This window comes from Paenibacillus sp. 1781tsa1 (assembly GCF_024159265.1).
Taxonomy (GTDB): domain Bacteria; phylum Bacillota; class Bacilli; order Paenibacillales; family Paenibacillaceae; genus Paenibacillus.
The window spans coordinates 656,981-674,588 of sequence record NZ_JAMYWY010000001.1; the positions used below are offsets into that span (position 1 = coordinate 656,981).

Below are 17,608 nucleotides of genomic sequence, written 5' to 3' on the forward strand. Positions count from 1 at the left end.
TTTTGAGAGCTCAAACTCTCAAACAGCTTGCTTTTGCATGGAGCTTGTTCTTTGAAAACTAGATATCGAAACGAAAGTAAATGCGAATTAGAACATTCCTTTAAGCTGATCTTGTGCAAACAAGTGAAGTGTTTATAAGGTAGATAATTGCTTTTGCGATGGTATCGAGTGGGAGCGACTTTTGGCTTTGGACGTAGTCCAAAACAAGGGAAGCGAGCGATCGAAACCGGAGCAATTTGGTTAAGCTACTAAGAGCACACGGAGGATGCCTAGGCGCTAGGAGCCGATGAAGGACGTGGCGAACAACGAAACTGCCTCGGGGAGCTGTAAGCAAGCTTTGATCCGGGGGTGTCCGAATGGGGAAACCCAGCTGGGGTAATTTCCAGTTACTCATAACTGAATACATAGGTTATGTAGAGGCATACCAGGGGAACTGAAACATCTAAGTACCCTGAGGAAGAGAAAACAATAGTGATTCCGTCAGTAGCGGCGAGCGAACGCGGAGAAGCCCAAACCAGAGAGCTTGCTCTTTGGGGTTGTGGGACGTCTCACATGGAGTTACAAAGGAACCGGTTAAGCGAAGAGGTCTGGAAAGGCCCGCCAAAGAAGGTAAAAGCCCTGTAGTTGAAAGTCTGTTCCCTCCGAGACGGATCCCGAGTAGTGCGGGGCACGTGAAACCCCGTATGAATCCGGCAGGACCATCTGCCAAGGCTAAATACTTCCTAGCGACCGATAGTGAAGCAGTACCGTGAGGGAAAGGTGAAAAGCACCCCGGAAGGGGAGTGAAATAGAACCTGAAACCGTGTGCTTACAAAAAGTCAGAGCCCGTTTTAGGGGTGATGGCGTGCCTTTTGTAGAATGAACCGGCGAGTTACGTTCCCGTGCAAGGTTAAGGTGAAGAGCCGGAGCCGCAGCGAAAGCGAGTCTGAATAGGGCGATGTAGTACGTGGACGTAGACCCGAAACCGGGTGATCTACCCCTGTCCAGGGTGAAGGTGCGGTAACACGCACTGGAGGCCCGAACCCACGCACGTTGAAAAGTGCGGGGATGAGGTGGGGGTAGCGGAGAAATTCCAATCGAACTCGGAGATAGCTGGTTCTCCCCGAAATAGCTTTAGGGCTAGCCTCGGAAAACAGAGTCGTGGAGGTAGAGCACTGATTGGGTGCGGGGCCCGCAAGGGTTACCAAGCTCAGTCAAACTCCGAATGCCATAGACTTACTTCCGGGAGTCAGACAGTGAGTGCTAAGATCCATTGTCAAAAGGGAAACAGCCCAGACCATCAGCTAAGGTCCCCAAGTGTGTGTTAAGTGGGAAAGGATGTGGAGTTGCACAGACAACCAGGATGTTGGCTTAGAAGCAGCCACCATTGAAAGAGTGCGTAATAGCTCACTGGTCGAGTGACTCTGCGCCGAAAATGTAACGGGGCTAAACACACCACCGAAGCTATGGCTTGATGCTTTGCATCAGGGGTAGGGGAGCGTTGTATAAGGGTTGAAGGTGTACCGTAAGGAGCGCTGGACATTATACAAGTGAGAATGCCGGTATGAGTAACGAAAAGATCAGTGAGAATCTGATCCGCCGAAAGCCTAAGGGTTCCTGAGGAAGGCTCGTCCGCTCAGGGTAAGTCGGGACCTAAGGCGAGGCCGAAAGGCGTAGTCGAAGGACAACAGGTCGAAATTCCTGTACCACCGTAAGCCGTTATGAGCAATGGGGGGACGCAGTAGGGTAGTGACGCGGACTGATGGATGTCCGTCTAAGCAGTGAGGCTGATGTGTAGGCAAATCCGCACATCGTAAGGCTGAGCTGTGATGGGGAGCGAAAATTGTAGTAGCGAAGGTCATGATCTCACACTGCCAAGAAAAGCCTCTAGCCAGGTGAAGGTGCCCGTACCGCAAACCGACACAGGTAGGCGAGAAGAGTATTCTAAGGCGCGCGGAAGAACTCTCGTTAAGGAACTCGGCAAAATGACCCCGTAACTTCGGGAGAAGGGGTGCCCCGGTAGTGTGAATAGCACGAGGGGGCCGCAGTGAAAAGGCCCAAGCGACTGTTTAGCAAAAACACAGGTCTGTGCGAAGCCGTAAGGCGAAGTATACGGGCTGACGCCTGCCCGGTGCTGGAAGGTTAAGGGGAGTGGTTAGGAGCAATCCGAAGCTGTGAACCGAAGCCCCAGTAAACGGCGGCCGTAACTATAACGGTCCTAAGGTAGCGAAATTCCTTGTCAGGTAAATTCTGACCCGCACGAATGGCGTAACGACTTGGGCGCTGTCTCAACGAGAGATCCGGTGAAATTTTAATACCTGTGAAGATGCAGGTTACCCGCGACAAGACGGAAAGACCCCATGGAGCTTTACTGCAGCTTGATATTGAATTTGGGTACGATCTGTACAGGATAGGTGGGAGCCTTTGAAGCAGGAGCGCAAGCTTCTGTGGAGGCAACGTTGGGATACCACCCTGATCGTATCTAGGTTCTAACCTGGTACCGTAATCCGGTGCGGGGACAGTGTCAGGTGGGCAGTTTGACTGGGGCGGTCGCCTCCTAAAGAGTAACGGAGGCGCCCAAAGGTTCCCTCAGAATGGTTGGAAATCATTCGAAGAGTGCAAAGGCATAAGGGAGCTTGACTGCGAGACCTACAAGTCGAGCAGGGACGAAAGTCGGGCTTAGTGATCCGGTGGTACCGCATGGAAGGGCCATCGCTCAACGGATAAAAGCTACCCTGGGGATAACAGGCTTATCTCCCCCAAGAGTCCACATCGACGGGGAGGTTTGGCACCTCGATGTCGGCTCATCGCATCCTGGGGCTGAAGTAGGTCCCAAGGGTTGGGCTGTTCGCCCATTAAAGCGGTACGCGAGCTGGGTTCAGAACGTCGTGAGACAGTTCGGTCCCTATCTGTCGTGGGCGTAGGAAATTTGAGAGGAGCTGTCCTTAGTACGAGAGGACCGGGATGGACGTACCGCTGGTGTACCAGTTGTTCCGCCAGGAGCACCGCTGGGTAGCTATGTACGGACGGGATAAACGCTGAAAGCATCTAAGCGTGAAGCCCCCCTCAAGATGAGATTTCCCAGTATGTAAGACCCCTTGAAGACGACGAGGTAGATAGGCTGGGGGTGGAAGTGCAGCAATGCATGGAGCTGACCAGTACTAATCGGTCGAGGGCTTATCCAATTTGCAAGTGATAGTTCGCATGTTTCGTTTCGAATCTAGTTTTCAGAGAATGATCTCTGAAATGAAAATTGGTACATCACAGAACGTGTGTATGATTTTCAGTTCCATATCTGATTTCAAGAAGCTTTGCTTCGACAAATCGCGTTTGGTGGCGATGGCGGAGGGGTTCCACACGTACCCATCCCGAACACGACCGTTAAGCCCTCTAGCGCCGATGGTACTTGGACCGCAGGGTCCTGGGAGAGTAGGACGCCGCCAAGCAATCTAAAGACACACTTGATGATATCGAGTGTGTCTTTTTTGTTTTTAGTTTACACCGGGAAACAACTAACTTTACAGATCAGAGTGCACCAGGATCTACACTGTATGATTAGACTGACTATTGATTAAAGCTGCTATATGTATTTTCATCTGTTTGAATTCCGGACCCTCATGGCTTCCTTCAGCAACCTTTCAGTTGAATTTAACGTATGTTTCAGTGGGATGGGGTATAGTGAAGCCATGTAAAGAGGAGGAGAACCATAATGAATATATCTTCTGCAGCCAGCTCCACAACATCTTACATATCGACATCTTCGAGTTCGGACAATTCAAGTAGTTTAGAGAAACAAAAGACGAAGCTTGAGGCTCAACTGGAGAAAGTCCAGTCCAGCAAGGACGATGAAAGGACTAAGGAGACAAAGACCAAACAGCTTGAACAGCAGATCAAGCAGATTGAGGCGCAGATTGCACAGCAAAGCTCTCAAGGAGCCGGTACAGCTGTTGCTAAGGAGACGCCAACTGCCCAACCTTCAACCAATGGAAAGGGCGTAGCTACCCCTAAGGAAATTGCGAACGCAACGACAGACAGCAATGGCCGATTCGATATACGTATCTAACTGCTAACATCTAGTATAGGACAAAACATAACAAAGCTCTGCCCGATCTTTATGGATCGGGCAGAGCTTGTTTATTGCTTTGTTAGATTATTTATGAGGTCTGCCTACATGCTATCTACGTTCCATTTATCTTCCATCTAATGCCGTCAACTCATCTAATAACGTTATTCAGCCTGCAACGCGTTTATTCGATCCGTAAGGGATCGTTTTCTATAATACACGGCTATAGTTGCGAGAACCAGCATTTCGGACAGCGGTACGGCAAGCCATACACCCGTTACACCAAAGAAGGAAGGGAGGACTGCAATCAATGCAATCATGATGATCATCTCACGTGCAGCTGTAATCCAGATGGCCATTTGGGCATTACCTACAGATTGGAAATAGGTGCTCATGACAAAATTAACACCCATAAATACGTAGGCAAATGTAAATATACGTAATCCGTATACGGCATTATCCTTTACGCCGCTACTGAAGTTTCCAAAGATTTGCACGAAATAAGGTGCACCGATTTGAACAACAAGCAGTAACAGTAAACCGCATGCCAGAGCCGTTTTGGTGGCTAAACGTATCGTTTGTTGTACCCGTGTAACCTGATTGGCACCGTGATAATAGCTTATCAGAGGTTGGGCAGCGGATGCGAGACCCAGGAAAGCCAACAATACAACACCATGAATGTAGTTCAACACGGTAAAGGATGCTACACCATTCGTACCCGCAATGCGGTCCATGGAGATATTGTGAGAGACAGAGAAGACCGACATGCCGAGTTCAGCCAGAAAGCTGGGGAAACCAATAAGTAGAAGGGAAGCCAGCAGTTTATTGTTCCATTTGAACCGGGTGAACGTGAGATTATTTGTTTTTTTGAAAAAGTGAGTGAACAGGACAAGCAGCGCAAGCGAAGCCGATACGATGGTACCGATGGCCACCCCACGTACACCCCATTCGAGTACATACAATGTTACATAATTAATGAAGATATTGGCCACAGCAAAGGTAATCTGAGCGTACATGGATGTGTTGGGATTCCCGTCGTTCCGAACAAAAACAGAGAGTGCATTCTCAATGGTAAAGACAAATCCGAACAACAACATGATATTCATGTAGTCTGAAGCAAACGGGAAGGTCTCGGCGTTAGCACCGAGGGAGTATACGAGTTTGTCTTTGAACGTAAATGCAGTATAACCAATAGCCATCGTAACGAGCATAATGAGCATAATGGATTTGGTAAAAATTTGTTTGGCTGTGTTTTTATCTTTTCTACCCATCGCGTTAGAGTACAAGGTCGCCCCGCCCATGCCAATCCACAGTGACATGGCAACAAAAAGCGTATAGACAGGAGAGGCAATGCCGATCCCGGCCATCGCGGTAGAGCCCAGTTTGTGTCCAACCATAATGCCATCGATTATAAAATTAAAAGCAACTACCAGCATCCCCAATACGGAAGGCACAAGGTAACTTATAAAAGCTTTACCTACAGTTTGACCTTCCAATGGATGCGTCCAATTCGTGTTCATATTGACCTCCGTTAGTAAACTGAATGTTCATTCTGTATAAAAAAATACTGAACGTTCGTTCTGTATGATAACACGGCTTGAATTCTCTTGGCAACTTTTGCGTTTGAATATCGTTTATGTGGTAGAGTAGGTTGATATTTATAAGGCGGGAGGAATCTCTTGATGAAACAAAATAAATACGATGAATCCGAATTTTTTGATAATTACAGTAAAATGGCTCGTTCTGTTCAAGGGCTGGAGGCAGCCGGAGAGTGGCATGAGCTGCAGACCCTTCTGCCGGATTTGAAAGACAAGCGTGTGCTGGATTTGGGATGTGGTTTTGGTTGGCATTGCCGGTATGCGCGCGAGCAACAAGCGAGTTCAGTAATCGGTGTAGATCTGTCTGAAAATATGCTTCAGCGTGCTCGTGAAATGACGGAAGATCCACAGATCCAGTACGAGCAACTGGCGATTGAAGATATTGATTTTGAACCCGGACAATTCGATGTTGTGATTAGTTCACTGGCTTTGCATTATATTGAACGGTTAGATACGGTGTATGCTAAGATCAATGATTGTCTCGTAGAAGGTGGCACGTTTGTCCTTTCATCTGAACATCCCATCTTCACCGCTCGCGCTGCGCAGGATTGGCATTATGGACCCGAAGGTGAGATTCTGCATTGGCCCGTGGATGATTACCACGATGAAGGCAAGCGCGTGGCGAACTTTCTGAATCAGGATGTGGTCAAATATCATCGTACACTGGCATCACATATGAATGAACTCATTAAGGCCGGGTTTGCCATTGAGCAGGTGGCTGAATCCAAACCATCACCGGAGATGATTGAACAGGTTCCTGGCATGTCAGACGAGAATCGGCGACCGATGTTTCTGATGATTGCTGCGGTTAAAGTATAACGATGAAAATGCTACGTTAGATTAGAGGGCAGAAAGAAACTGTGGAAGTGGAGCGTCCGCCTAAAAGTTTTCTGATAGAGATTTCTAACTAAGCAAACCTGAAGGAATCAGTGTGTTCAGTGATATTGAACATGCTGCTTTTTTATTTTGCTACAATAATAAGAAATAATGTCCAAAACAGGGAACCAAACCACAGTAGATTCAGTCATATTAAGTGAGGTGAACAACAGTTGAATGATCAATTACTGGCACAGGCTCAGACCATAGACAATTACACACTTAGCAGCATGATGGATGACTACGGAAATGACGTGTGGAATTACGCTTATTTTCTGACCAAAAGTGCCGAACAGGCAGATGAATTGTCACAGGAGGTATTTATTCGGGCATACTCGGGGATCGCTCATTATCGTGGAGATTGCTCACTGAAAACATGGCTGTTGACGATTACTAGGAACACCACTTTTACATATCGAAAATCCAGATTCTTTCGTAGCAGTCTGTGGGGAGAGACGTTACCCATTGAGACAGAGCGTGGGGATTCGAACCAAAGAGTCATGATTGCAGAGCGGCCTGCACATCCTTCGGCCGAGATGGAAGTGATACGTAAGGAGCATGTCCATGAAATCTGGGATATTGTTCTGGCGTTGCCGAAGAAGTTCAGGGAGATTCTTTTGCTGAATCTGAAGTATGAGCTTACGACGAGTGAGATTGCTGAGATGTTGAAAATCAGCTCAGGCACAGTAAAATCCAGACTTTCCCGAGGTAAGGACAAGGTACGGAAACATTGGGAGGAGCGAAGCAAATGAGACAAAAGGATGAGCAATGGGAAAAGGAAATCCGGAAGGGACCGTTTGCGTCGTCTCCTTTTACAGAGGATCACAAGCAGAATGTGCTTCAACAGCTGGAGTGGATGAAGAAGTCGGAGGAGGGGAGTCTGGGAGATGGTTTGGAGCAAAGTTATAGGTCGCCCAGACCGTTTAGTCCGCAAGTAGGCAACGTGTCACACAAGCGTCGCCTTAGAAGAGGGCCCCTTGCTGTAGGCATGAGTGCTTTGGTTATTGCTGCTGGATTGTTCCTATGGATCTGGGATGAGGGAAAGCTGGTGAAACCCGTGATCGAGCAGGTCTATCCTACAGCAGCATTGCAGTTATCTGATCATCTGAGCATAGATCTGTTAACGGACAAAATGAAAAGAAATGTTGTGACTACGATGCGAGACGATCTGGGTAAACAGCTGAAGATTACGAAAGTGGAAGACTTGCCTGTGTCCGGAAGAATCTATGTAGAGGCTGGAAATGAAAGTGAGAAGGAGTACGCACAGATATGGCTCGATGCGGCAACAGGCAATCTGCGAGAAGTACAGATGAGACGTGAGATGCAGCCAAGCGAGTTGGAACACCGTTATCTGCGTCAAGTTCCATCGCTTTTGCAAAGTATAGGTACTGCTCCAACGCTTAAACCTGTAGCAGTACAACGTTATGTGAGTATGAAGCAAGGGGAATCGGAGCCGATATCGCATACGACATTAACATTAGTGAATGAGAGTAATTATGGGGAGATTGTATGGCAGCAGGACCAAGCCGTATCCATTTCAGGCGATCTTAGTCCTGATCAGGTATCTCATTCAGTATTGGCGGATGCCGAGGATGCCGTTAAGGCAGTATTCGGTGAAACATCTCTAAAACTTAGGGGTGTAAGTCGTTCCAAAGATGATGAAATTGGGAGAGATATAATTAATCTTAGTTTCAATGATCATTATTTAGTTCAAATGATTGTAGGAGAAGAAACTAAAGTTTACTCTGTAATTGGGGAGAACTTATATCGAAATGATTTTACTAATTGGGACGAAGTAGAAGCGTATCATCAGGAGATTTATGACGTAAAGGAGTCAATCCTCAGGGAGCAGGTAGGGGCGATGATTAAACAGGTATTTAACGTTGATCTCCAAGGATACACTCTTCATAGGGAAGTTGATAATCCGGGGCTTGCCATATTTGAACTAGAGTCCACGAAGGATGTTATACAGGTTCGTTACAATGAAGATATAAAAATTACGATGATTACCAGAGGCGGGTTATAGGGCTTGATCTTTATGTTACAATTTATTTCATAGATGGAATGAGCATAAGGAGATAACGATGAAATATTTGGTGAGTTCATGTCTGGCGGGGGTAGCTTGCCGTTACAATGGAACAGCGAGCCTGGATAAGAAAATTCAGGAGCTTGTGGAGAAGGAGCAGGCTAAGATGGTATGTCCGGAGCTGCTTGGTGGATTCTCCACCCCACGGGAACCGGCTGAAATTATCGGTGGCACGGGCAGGGATGTGCTGGCAGGCACTGCAAAAGTGATCGAGAAAAGTGGCATGGATGTCACAGACCTTTATATCAAGGGAGCCTATCAGACACTCGAATGGGCACGAGAATTGAATGTATCGTGTGTGGTATTGAAGGAGTTCAGTCCGTCCTGTGGTACACAGATGATCTATGATGGGAATTTTGCCAACCACAAGATTGCTGGAGAGGGTGTCACCTCAGCATTGCTGCGACAAGAAGGATATACCGTTATTTCTGAAAATGAATGGATGGAGCAACTGTAAACTTCATGTGTGAAAATATGCCGTCTAGGAGAAGATTTATGATCCAGCAACGGCTATTTCCTTGTTAGGACACAATAGTTACTTTTGGAAACTGAGGAACAACAATGTGCGTACTTTTCATTTTAGGATATAGATTCTAAACTAATACTTAAGTAAATCCAAAAATAGAGACTAACGATTCAACATAAAAAATATAAAAAAGGACGTGGAGCTCCATGGAAGTTACAGCAAAGTCAAAGAAAAAGGAAGACATCTTAAAGGCTTATCATTTCCGGCATGCAACGAAGATATTTGATGATACCCGCAAAATCTCGGATGAGGATTTCCAATTTATATTGGAAACAGGCCGATTATCTCCAAGTTCCATTGGTCTTGAACCGTGGAAGTTTCTGATTGTACAAAATCCGAACCTGCGTAAGCGTTTGTCCGAATTCTCTTCCGGCGCTCAAAAGCAACTGGCTACAGCAAGCTATTTTGTTGTTATTTTGGCCCGGTCCGATGCCAGTTATAATTCTCCCTATGCGGAGTACATGCTGAAGGAAACAAAAGGAATGCCGGATGACGTATTTGAGCTAACAAGTCAGGCTTATGGAAAGTTCCAAAATAACCAGAGAATTCTGGAGAATCCACGATCATTATTCGACTGGGCATCCAAACAAACGTATATTGCACTTGGTAACATGATGACGGCGGCAGCTCAGATCGAGATTGATTCCTGCCCAATTGAAGGTTTCAGCCGTGAGGATGTCCATCGGATTATGGAAGAAGAGGGTTTGCTGGAGGATGGTGCATGGGACGTCTCGGTGATGGCAGCCTTCGGTTATCGGGTAGAGGAGCCCACGCGTGAGAAGTCCCGACAATCCGTTGAGAAAATTACCCAATGGATTAACTGAATACAGCATAAATTCAACATGAATCCAACATGAATCCAAAAACGATGATCTAAGATCTAACATTATAGAACAGGATCAAGGCAGGATCGAAACAGCCCGAAATTTCCACATGTTAAAAGGATGGAAAGGGCTGTTTTTCTTTTTATAAAAAAGAACTTGAAAATACATAGATGTCTATGTATAATGAGATCATGCCAAAATACAACGCAATTGCACTGATTGCAAGAATCAGGGATCATGTTAACAGACGGATTGTACACGAATTAGAACAGCATGAAGTGACAGGCATTGTACCTTCTCATGGGGATGTGTTGATGTTCTTGTACCGTGAAGAGACGCTGTCGATCAAGATGTTGGCTGAACGTGTTCAACGCACGCAACCAACGGTAACGGTACTGGTCAACAAGCTGGAGAAGCTCGGCTATGTTGAACGTAGCAAGAGTGCCGAAGATAGCCGGGTGACGATGATTCGCCTTACCGAACAGGGGAAACGACTCGAACCGATCTTCCATCAGGTATCAGAGCAGATTAATGACATCATCTATAGTGGCTTGTCCGATGAACAATCGGAGCAATTGGAGAGCTTGCTGTCCATTATTGTCCGAAAGTTATAATGAATGAACTCTTCTGTCTGCAACCCTTCCACATTCGAATGGGGTGGAGGCAGGGGAGCCCAAATATTTTTTGACCATATACATAGATGTCTATGTATATGGAACGTATCAGGCGTATCAATGTAACGCCATTTTCGCAACCATACTCAAACCAAACATGGAGGGATTCACACTATGAAACATCTTATCGTATATGCTCACCCACGCACAGACAGCCTTAATAATGCAATCCTCAATACTGCTGTAGAAGCTCTCGAAGCTCAAGGTCATGAAGTGGTTGTTCGTGACTTATATAAGCTTGGATTCCAACCCGTACTGACTGAAGCCGATACAGCTTCCATGCGCGCAGGACAGACACCACAGGATATCGCGACAGAGCAACAGTTTGTTACGGACACAGAAGCCATTACATTCATCTATCCGATCTGGTGGACAGGTCTTCCTGCCATTATGAAAGGATATGTTGACCGTGTATTCGCCTATGGTTTTGCATATGCAGCGGGTGAAGCGGGAATCGAGAAATTACTGACAGGCAAAAAAGGACTCATCATCAACACACATGGTACACCAAGTGAAATTTATGATCAGATTGGCATGACCACCGGATTGAAATTAACTTCAGACGTAGGTATCTTCGATTTTGTAGGCATTGAAGCCGTAGATCATCTGCTCTTCGGAAGTATTGGATATCTGGATGCACCCGCATATCAAGCCATGTTGGATCAGGTTAAACAAACGATTAAAACCAAATTCTAATATGGATGTTGATTCCAGATACGGATTCCATATGATTCCAAACCGACTCGATCATGAGTCGGTTTGTTTGTTCATGTGTTTGCAAAATGGATGAAAGGGGGTATAATCGTACCCATGGAACCTATACTTATATTCAAAGCATTATCGAACGAGACACGTAGACAAATCTTGCTGTGGCTCAAAAATCCGGAGCAACACTTTTCACCGCTGGAACTGTCCCATCATCCGGATGGTGGCAAGAACGGAATCTGTGTCGGCACGATTCAATTGAAGGCTGGACTGGCTCAGTCGGTTATATCCAGTTACCTGCTGACCATGCTCAAGGCAGGGTTACTGCTCTCCGAGCGAAGAGGACAATGGACGTATTATCGGCGCAACGAAGAGACGATTCGTCAGTTTGCCGAGTACGTGCAGAACGAGTTATAAGCCGGATGCCGGAACGGAAGCTAGGATGCATATGCAGGCAGGGATTCCGTCCGGATGTAAACGGCTAGTTTATGAACACATCACCTTATCCGGTTGCGATTTAATTAATCTATATATCTGGATATACAAAAATATAATCATCGAGGAGATTAAACGATAATGACTACAGAAAATACGGCTTCATCCCATAAAGAACATATTAATGACGTTAAGCTTTCCATCCTGGATCTGGCTCCCGTCGTTGTAGGTGCAACACCTGCTGATGCTTTGCGCAACAGCCTGGATCTGGCACAGCATGCCGAGCGTTGGGGGTATCATCGTTACTGGGTAGCTGAACATCACAACATGCCGGGTATTGCTTCATCTGCAACTTCGGTTGTTATTGGATATCTGGCTGGTGGGACCAAGACGATTCGTCTTGGTTCAGGAGGTATCATGTTACCCAACCATGCACCGCTTGTCATCGCTGAGCAGTTCGGTACACTGGAATCCCTGTATCCTGGCAGAATTGACCTGGGACTGGGTCGTGCACCAGGCAGTGACCGCCGTACATCGCTTGCGTTACGCAAAGATCTGAACAGTGGGGAAGATTTCCCGGAGCTGCTCGCAGAGCTCAGAGCATACTTTGATGCATCGGCGACATCCTATCATGCGCCTGTTCGCGCAGTTCCTGGAGAAGGATTGAATATTCCAATCTACCTGTTGGGGTCCAGTGATTTCAGCGCACGTCTGGCAGGTCAGCTGGGATTGCCGTTTGCTTTTGCCAGCCACTTCTCGCCGGATTACACCCGGATTGCACTGGAAACGTATCGAAACAATTTCCAACCATCTGATCACTTAAAGGAGCCGCATGTGATTGTTGGGGTTAATGCTGTTGTTGCAGATACAGATGAGGAAGCAGCATGGCTGGGTACAACGATGCAACAGCAGTTCTTGAACATTATCCGCGGCACAACGGGATTGGTACAGCCTCCAGCAGAGATGGAAGGCAAGTGGACGGACCGTGAGAAAGCTGGTGTGGAGCAGACGCTGAAGGCGGCTGTTAATGGTTCCCCAGAAACCGTACGTGGACAGCTGGAATCCTTCATTCGGCAGACGCAGGCAGATGAGCTGATTATTACGTCGATGATCTATGATCATAAGGCACGTCTGCATTCCTATGAGCTAATCGCGCAATTGGCGGGAAAAGCCTAATCTTAAATTTCCACCATATAAGCTGGCTTAATAGTAGCTATAGATCCAAATTTACGGTTCGTCTCCGAGTGAGGCGAGCCGTTTTTGAGTAGGGAAAATTTGCAAATGATTTGTATGGGGCAGAAGATTCATTTTGGGGTAAAATGACTTTACCGGTTTAATTTGAAACGGGTAATCAGCACCATACGTATAAATCCAGAGTGTTATACATATGTTGGCTTGTACAAGGTACTTTATTTTTTCACGTAAGAGGCAATTATTAGATTCACAGTTTAGTATTGATTAAGGATACATAAGAGAGGACGACACGCCTATGGAGCAACCTGAGCAACCCCGCGTTTGGCCGGAGCGGTTCAAGCGATTTTTTCTTAACAACAAGTTTGTCCTATTTCTGCTAATTCTGCTGTTAGTGGGACTGAACGTCATGGTTCTGACCAAAGTATCCTTTGTTCTTCATCCGCTCGCAGTACTCATCAAAACCATTGTGTTACCTATTATTCTGTCAGGCATACTCTACTATCTGTTGAATCCGATTGTAGATGTGATGGAGAGGTGGAAAATTAAGCGCGGCTGGTCCATTCTGATCTTGTATCTTGCAATTGGAGGCATTCTGACAGTCGTCGTGTTGGCGGTCATTCCGGTTGTGCGTAACCAGATTGTGGGGCTAATCGAAAATTTCCCAACGTACAGCGAGACGGTAAAACAGCAGTTTGAGGAGCTTACGGGCAGTAAACTGTTCGGTCAGGTCCAGGAGACGGTGAATCTGAATTCTCAGGATTGGTGGGGAACCATCTCCCAGAAGGCTACTGAAATTCTAAACTCGACCTGGACCAAATTGGGCGGATTCCTCGGAGCTTTCACTGAGACCGTGCTGTCCATCGTAACCGTCCCGTTCATCCTGTTCTATCTGCTGAAAGACGGCAAGAAGCTTCCAACCAAAATTCTGTCTTTCCTGCCAATCAAGAGTCGTACGGGTGCAATGCATGTGCTGGAAGATATCAATCACCAGATCAGTTCATTTATTCGTGGACAGATTATCGTCAGCTTCTGCATCGGTATTCTGCTCTACATCGGTTATATGGTCATTGGTTTGGATTATGCACTGATTCTTGCAATTATCGCATCGTTTACAAGTGTTGTTCCGTATTTGGGACCTGCAATTGCCATTACACCTGCGTTAATCGTGGCACTCGTCACTTCGCCGGTGATGCTGTTGAAGATGGTTGCCGTATGGACGATCGTACAGTTAATCGAAGGTAAATTCATCTCGCCACAGATCATGGGTAAAACGCTGAAGATTCATCCCATTACAATTATCTTTGTCATCCTGACTTCAGGTAATCTGTTTGGAGTCGTAGGCATTTTGCTCGCTGTTCCAGGATACGCAGTGCTGAAAGTATGTGTATCGCATATCTTCAACTGGTTTAAGGACAGATCCGGCCTGTACGATCCAAACAAGAACAATCTGTTGTAACCGAAGTGGCAAGCTCCAATGGATCGGTAATCAGAAGGAATAGTCACTTTGTATTCTGTACAAAACGGTACCCTTACCAAGAAGAACCCCCGTCCATCGGCATATAGCCGAGAGGCGGGGGTTCTTCTTCATGAACAAGCTTGGCTGCTGCCTAGCTGTGTTTAATATGCTGGAGCGTTTGCAGGAAAATCTGCTCAATATGAGTATCATCCAGAGAGTAATACACGGTCTTGCCTTCCTTACGCCGCTTGACGATCCGCATGTTGCGGAGTGAACGCAGCTGGTGTGAAATGGCCGACTGTCCCATGTCGAGCAGAACCGTCAGGTCATGAACACATAATTCCTTCTGTAACAGCGCATCAATAATACGTAGACGGGTTGGGTCGCTGAATGCCTTGAACCAATCTGCCATCTCGGAAGAGGTCTCCCGATCTATGAGTGAAGTGCGAATCTTCTCTACATCCGCTTCAGTACCTGAGCAGGCTGCATCACATTCGCTTGGTGCTTTAACCGGTTGTTCCATTTCCTATCACCGCCTATGTTAACAACTGTAGTTCTATTATATCCAAAAAACGTCTAAAGCGAAATAATTACTATTAGCATAGTCTGTATAAAAAATCAACAACGATTGTTGACACTCATGTTTAGGCGTGCATATAATAGGGGTATCTAAACATATGAATGAATGCTCATATATTGAATGTAGTTGGGTTATAACATTGTTTTTGGACTGCAAAGGGGAGAATTCACATGGGAACCGGACAGGAACAGGTGAAAAGGGAACTTCTGCTTGATGGGTTAGACTGTGCGAACTGCGCATTAAAGATCGAGAATGGCGTCAAAAAAATTAAGGGCATTAACGAATGCTCTGTCAATTTTGTTACCAAAACATTATCGCTACACACCACTTCTGATATGGATGAACAAGTAGTGGAAGAAGCGAAGCGCAAAGTGCTTCGGCTGGAGCCTCATATTCGCATCTCGGAAAAAGGAAAACAGGTAAACGGACATGTACAGACCCATGAAGGGAGTGCGGCTGATTCACACGGACACGCTCATGACCATGCCGGACATGATCACGGACATTCACATACACATGGCAATCACTCGCATACTCATGATCATGGAGATTCGCAGGGCCACGCACACGAGCACGGGAGTCATGCTGGACATAATCACGATCACAGCCATACCCATGATGATGCCCATGCAGGCCACTCGCATGAACATGGTGCAGGACAGACCAAAGTGTTGCTTGCTCGTCTTGCTGCCGGTTCTGTGTTGCTTGCAGCTGCGATCTGGTCGCCGCTGGAGGGCTGGGCACAGTTCACTCTATATGCACTCGCTTATCTGATTGCCGGGGGAGATATCGTGCTCCAGGCGTCCAAAAACATCATCCGCGGTCAGGTGTTCGATGAATACTTCCTCATGTCCGTCGCTACCTTGGGTGCCTTTGCCATTGGAGAGTATCCGGAAGGGGTAGCGGTCATGCTCTTCTATCAGCTCGGAGAGCTGTTTCAGGGCATGGCGGTTAATCGGTCACGCAAGTCGATTCAGTCACTGATGGACATTCGCCCGGACTACGCGAATATTCTGACGGGGTCGGGTGACGAGACACGTCGTGTATCTCCGGAAGACGTACGGATCGGTGATCGTATTGTCGTGAAGGCAGGAGAGCGAGTACCGCTGGATGGTATCGTTCAAGCTGGGCGTTCCATGGTGGACACTTCTGCTCTGACAGGTGAATCACTACCTCGTGAACTGGAGCCCGGAAGTGATGTACTAAGTGGATTTGTAAACAAAAACGGGTTGTTGACGATTGAAGTAACCAAAACATTTGGTGAATCAACGGTATCTAAAATTTTGGATCTGGTGCAGAACGCGAGCAGTCGGAAGGCAAAAACAGAGCATTTTATTAGTAAATTCGCCCGTTATTATACCCCGGTTGTTGTGATCCTTGCAGCCCTGATTGCATTTGTTCCACCGTTGATACTTAGTGGTGCAACATTTGCGGACTGGATCTATCGTGCATTGGTCTTCCTGGTTATTTCATGTCCTTGTGCGCTGGTGGTCTCCATTCCACTTGGATTCTTCGGTGGTATCGGAGCGGCTTCACGTAACGGGATTCTTGTCAAAGGCAGTAATTATCTTGAAGCATTGAACGATGTGAAAGTCGTTGTTTTTGATAAAACGGGTACACTAACCAAAGGTGTATTCAAAGTAACAGCCATTCATCCCGAAGGTGGACGCACGGAAGAAGAACTGATGAAGCTGGCAGCCATTGCCGAAGCAAATTCCAATCACCCGATTGCCGAATCCATTCGCGCAGCTTGGGCCAAGGCCATTCCCACGCAAGGTGTGGAAGGTTATGATGAGGTTGCCGGACACGGGATCAAGGTAAGTGTGGATGGTCGGGAAGTGCTGGCAGGCAACGCCAAATTAATGAAGCAGGCAGGTATATCCTATACCACACCAGAGACGGCCGGAACGATAGTCCACTTTGCTGAAGGTGGCACGTATGTTGGTCATCTGATCATCGCCGATGAAGTGAAGGACGATGCAGCCGCTGCTATTCAGGCGCTGAAGAAACTTGGCATCCGCAAAACGGTCATGCTGACAGGTGATGCCAAAGCCGTAGGTGAAGCGGTAGGACGTGAGCTGGGTGTGGATGAGGTCTACGCTGAATTGTTGCCACAGGATAAAGTCGAACGACTGGAGCAACTGGAAGCTGCCAAATCTCCGAAGGAAAAAATGGTGTTTGTCGGTGACGGCATCAACGATACACCTGTGCTGGCACGCGCCGACGTTGGCGTAGCGATGGGTGGACTCGGTTCAGATGCCGCAATTGAAGCGGCTGATGTGGTCATCATGACCGATGAACCGTCAAAACTTGCGAGCGCAATCCGCATTGCAAAGCGTACACGAATGATTGTGTGGCAAAATATCGCGTTTGCTCTGGGGGTTAAAGCGATCTTCCTGCTACTCGGTGTGTTCGGCATAGCTACCATGTGGGAAGCGGTATTCTCGGATGTCGGTGTCACGGTGCTGGCTGTTCTGAACGCCATGCGTGTACTTCGTGTGAAGAATATCTAAGTTTACGAAACGATCCAGGCGGCTCTTCGTATATACGTAGAGCCGTTTTTATATTTTTATGTAGATAAGTCTAACTGGACATTTACACGAGAACAGAGA

The 17,608-nt window shown here is 46.9% G+C and carries 14 protein-coding genes and 2 rRNA genes; 14 read left to right on the forward strand and 2 right to left on the reverse strand.

The features are described from left to right. Positions 1-238 precede the first annotated feature (238 nt). The 3 genes from NKT06_RS03080 to NKT06_RS03090 all read left to right on the forward strand — a co-directional run bounded on the left by NKT06_RS03080 (position 239) and on the right by NKT06_RS03090 (position 4,042). Positions 239-3,164, forward strand: a 23S ribosomal RNA gene (locus NKT06_RS03080). A gap of 144 nt (positions 3,165-3,308) precedes the next feature. Next, positions 3,309-3,425 (forward strand): 5S ribosomal RNA (gene rrf / locus NKT06_RS03085). A 263-nt stretch (positions 3,426-3,688) separates the two neighbouring features. Continuing rightward, complete coding sequence (locus NKT06_RS03090) at positions 3,689-4,042, forward strand: FlxA-like family protein (RefSeq protein WP_253429749.1); 354 nt, start codon at positions 3,689-3,691, stop codon at positions 4,040-4,042. A 164-nt stretch (positions 4,043-4,206) separates the two neighbouring features. On the opposite strand, the gene NKT06_RS03095 is transcribed toward NKT06_RS03090, so the two are convergent. After that, complete coding sequence (locus NKT06_RS03095) at positions 4,207-5,562, reverse strand: MATE family efflux transporter (RefSeq protein ID WP_253429752.1); 1,356 nt, start codon at positions 5,560-5,562, stop codon at positions 4,207-4,209. Between the two features lie 162 nt (positions 5,563-5,724). On the opposite strand from NKT06_RS03095, the gene NKT06_RS03100 reads away from it, so the two are divergent. The 10 genes from NKT06_RS03100 to NKT06_RS03145 all read left to right on the forward strand — a co-directional run bounded on the left by NKT06_RS03100 (position 5,725) and on the right by NKT06_RS03145 (position 14,416). Beyond that, entirely contained in the window at positions 5,725-6,459 is a 735-nt protein-coding gene (locus tag NKT06_RS03100) for a class I SAM-dependent methyltransferase (protein ID WP_253429755.1), read from the forward strand. Between the two features lie 230 nt (positions 6,460-6,689). Next, on the forward strand, positions 6,690-7,268 hold the full coding sequence (locus tag NKT06_RS03105; protein WP_253429759.1) for an RNA polymerase sigma factor: 579 nt from the start codon (positions 6,690-6,692) through the stop codon (positions 7,266-7,268). Beyond that, entirely contained in the window at positions 7,265-8,542 is a 1,278-nt protein-coding gene (locus tag NKT06_RS03110) for a hypothetical protein (RefSeq protein ID WP_253429762.1), read from the forward strand. Before NKT06_RS03105 ends, NKT06_RS03110 begins: the two co-directional genes overlap by 4 nt. Before the next feature lie 58 nt (positions 8,543-8,600). Continuing rightward, positions 8,601-9,059, forward strand: coding sequence for a 2-thiouracil desulfurase family protein (locus NKT06_RS03115; RefSeq protein WP_253429765.1), 459 nt, complete (start codon positions 8,601-8,603; stop codon positions 9,057-9,059). Between the two features lie 215 nt (positions 9,060-9,274). Then, a complete protein-coding gene (locus NKT06_RS03120; protein WP_253429768.1) occupies positions 9,275-9,952 on the forward strand; it encodes an NAD(P)H-dependent oxidoreductase in 678 nt (225 codons plus the stop codon). A 191-nt stretch (positions 9,953-10,143) separates the two neighbouring features. Then, positions 10,144-10,566: a MarR family winged helix-turn-helix transcriptional regulator gene (locus NKT06_RS03125; RefSeq protein ID WP_253429770.1), complete on the forward strand. Its 423-nt coding sequence runs from the start codon at positions 10,144-10,146 to the stop codon at positions 10,564-10,566. 174 nt (positions 10,567-10,740) lie between these two features. Next, positions 10,741-11,322, forward strand: a complete 582-nt coding sequence (locus NKT06_RS03130; RefSeq protein WP_253429773.1) for an NAD(P)H-dependent oxidoreductase — start codon at positions 10,741-10,743, stop codon at positions 11,320-11,322. Positions 11,323-11,436: 114 nt separating this feature from the next. Further along, the gene (locus tag NKT06_RS03135) at positions 11,437-11,748 is read left to right on the forward strand and encodes an ArsR/SmtB family transcription factor (RefSeq protein WP_253429776.1); all 312 of its coding nucleotides are present in this window, start codon (positions 11,437-11,439) and stop codon (positions 11,746-11,748) included. Between the two features lie 159 nt (positions 11,749-11,907). Next, a complete protein-coding gene (locus NKT06_RS03140; RefSeq protein WP_253429780.1) occupies positions 11,908-12,942 on the forward strand; it encodes an LLM class flavin-dependent oxidoreductase in 1,035 nt (344 codons plus the stop codon). A gap of 313 nt (positions 12,943-13,255) precedes the next feature. Then, complete coding sequence (locus NKT06_RS03145) at positions 13,256-14,416, forward strand: AI-2E family transporter (RefSeq protein ID WP_253429783.1); 1,161 nt, start codon at positions 13,256-13,258, stop codon at positions 14,414-14,416. 151 nt (positions 14,417-14,567) lie between these two features. Here the strand turns inward: NKT06_RS03145 and NKT06_RS03150 are convergent, their stop codons facing one another. Further along, positions 14,568-14,939 (reverse strand): ArsR/SmtB family transcription factor, encoded by a 372-nt coding sequence (locus NKT06_RS03150; RefSeq protein WP_253429786.1) that lies wholly within the window; start codon positions 14,937-14,939, stop codon positions 14,568-14,570. Between the two features lie 227 nt (positions 14,940-15,166). Between NKT06_RS03150 and NKT06_RS03155 the strand changes: the two genes are divergently transcribed. Beyond that, entirely contained in the window at positions 15,167-17,509 is a 2,343-nt protein-coding gene (locus tag NKT06_RS03155; RefSeq protein WP_253429789.1) for a heavy metal translocating P-type ATPase, read from the forward strand. Positions 17,510-17,608 lie beyond the last annotated feature (99 nt).

Excerpts from the sequence above, each read along its gene's own strand:
- NKT06_RS03115 (WP_253429765.1), top strand. The coding sequence starts at position 8,601 with ATGAAATATTTGGTGAGTTCATGTCTGGCGGGGGTAGCTTGCCGTTAC.
- NKT06_RS03125 (WP_253429770.1), top strand. The coding sequence starts at position 10,144 with ATGCCAAAATACAACGCAATTGCACTGATTGCAAGAATCAGGGATCAT.
- NKT06_RS03095 (WP_253429752.1), bottom strand. The coding sequence starts at position 5,562 with ATGAACACGAATTGGACGCATCCATTGGAAGGTCAAACTGTAGGTAAA.
- NKT06_RS03155 (WP_253429789.1), top strand. The coding sequence starts at position 15,167 with ATGGGAACCGGACAGGAACAGGTGAAAAGGGAACTTCTGCTTGATGGG.
- NKT06_RS03100 (WP_253429755.1), top strand. The coding sequence starts at position 5,725 with ATGAAACAAAATAAATACGATGAATCCGAATTTTTTGATAATTACAGT.
- NKT06_RS03135 (WP_253429776.1), top strand. The coding sequence starts at position 11,437 with ATGGAACCTATACTTATATTCAAAGCATTATCGAACGAGACACGTAGA.
- NKT06_RS03150 (WP_253429786.1), bottom strand. The coding sequence starts at position 14,939 with ATGGAACAACCGGTTAAAGCACCAAGCGAATGTGATGCAGCCTGCTCA.
- NKT06_RS03140 (WP_253429780.1), top strand. The coding sequence starts at position 11,908 with ATGACTACAGAAAATACGGCTTCATCCCATAAAGAACATATTAATGAC.
- NKT06_RS03130 (WP_253429773.1), top strand. The coding sequence starts at position 10,741 with ATGAAACATCTTATCGTATATGCTCACCCACGCACAGACAGCCTTAAT.
- NKT06_RS03110 (WP_253429762.1), top strand. The coding sequence starts at position 7,265 with ATGAGACAAAAGGATGAGCAATGGGAAAAGGAAATCCGGAAGGGACCG.
- NKT06_RS03145 (WP_253429783.1), top strand. The coding sequence starts at position 13,256 with ATGGAGCAACCTGAGCAACCCCGCGTTTGGCCGGAGCGGTTCAAGCGA.
- NKT06_RS03090 (WP_253429749.1), top strand. The coding sequence starts at position 3,689 with ATGAATATATCTTCTGCAGCCAGCTCCACAACATCTTACATATCGACA.
- NKT06_RS03120 (WP_253429768.1), top strand. The coding sequence starts at position 9,275 with ATGGAAGTTACAGCAAAGTCAAAGAAAAAGGAAGACATCTTAAAGGCT.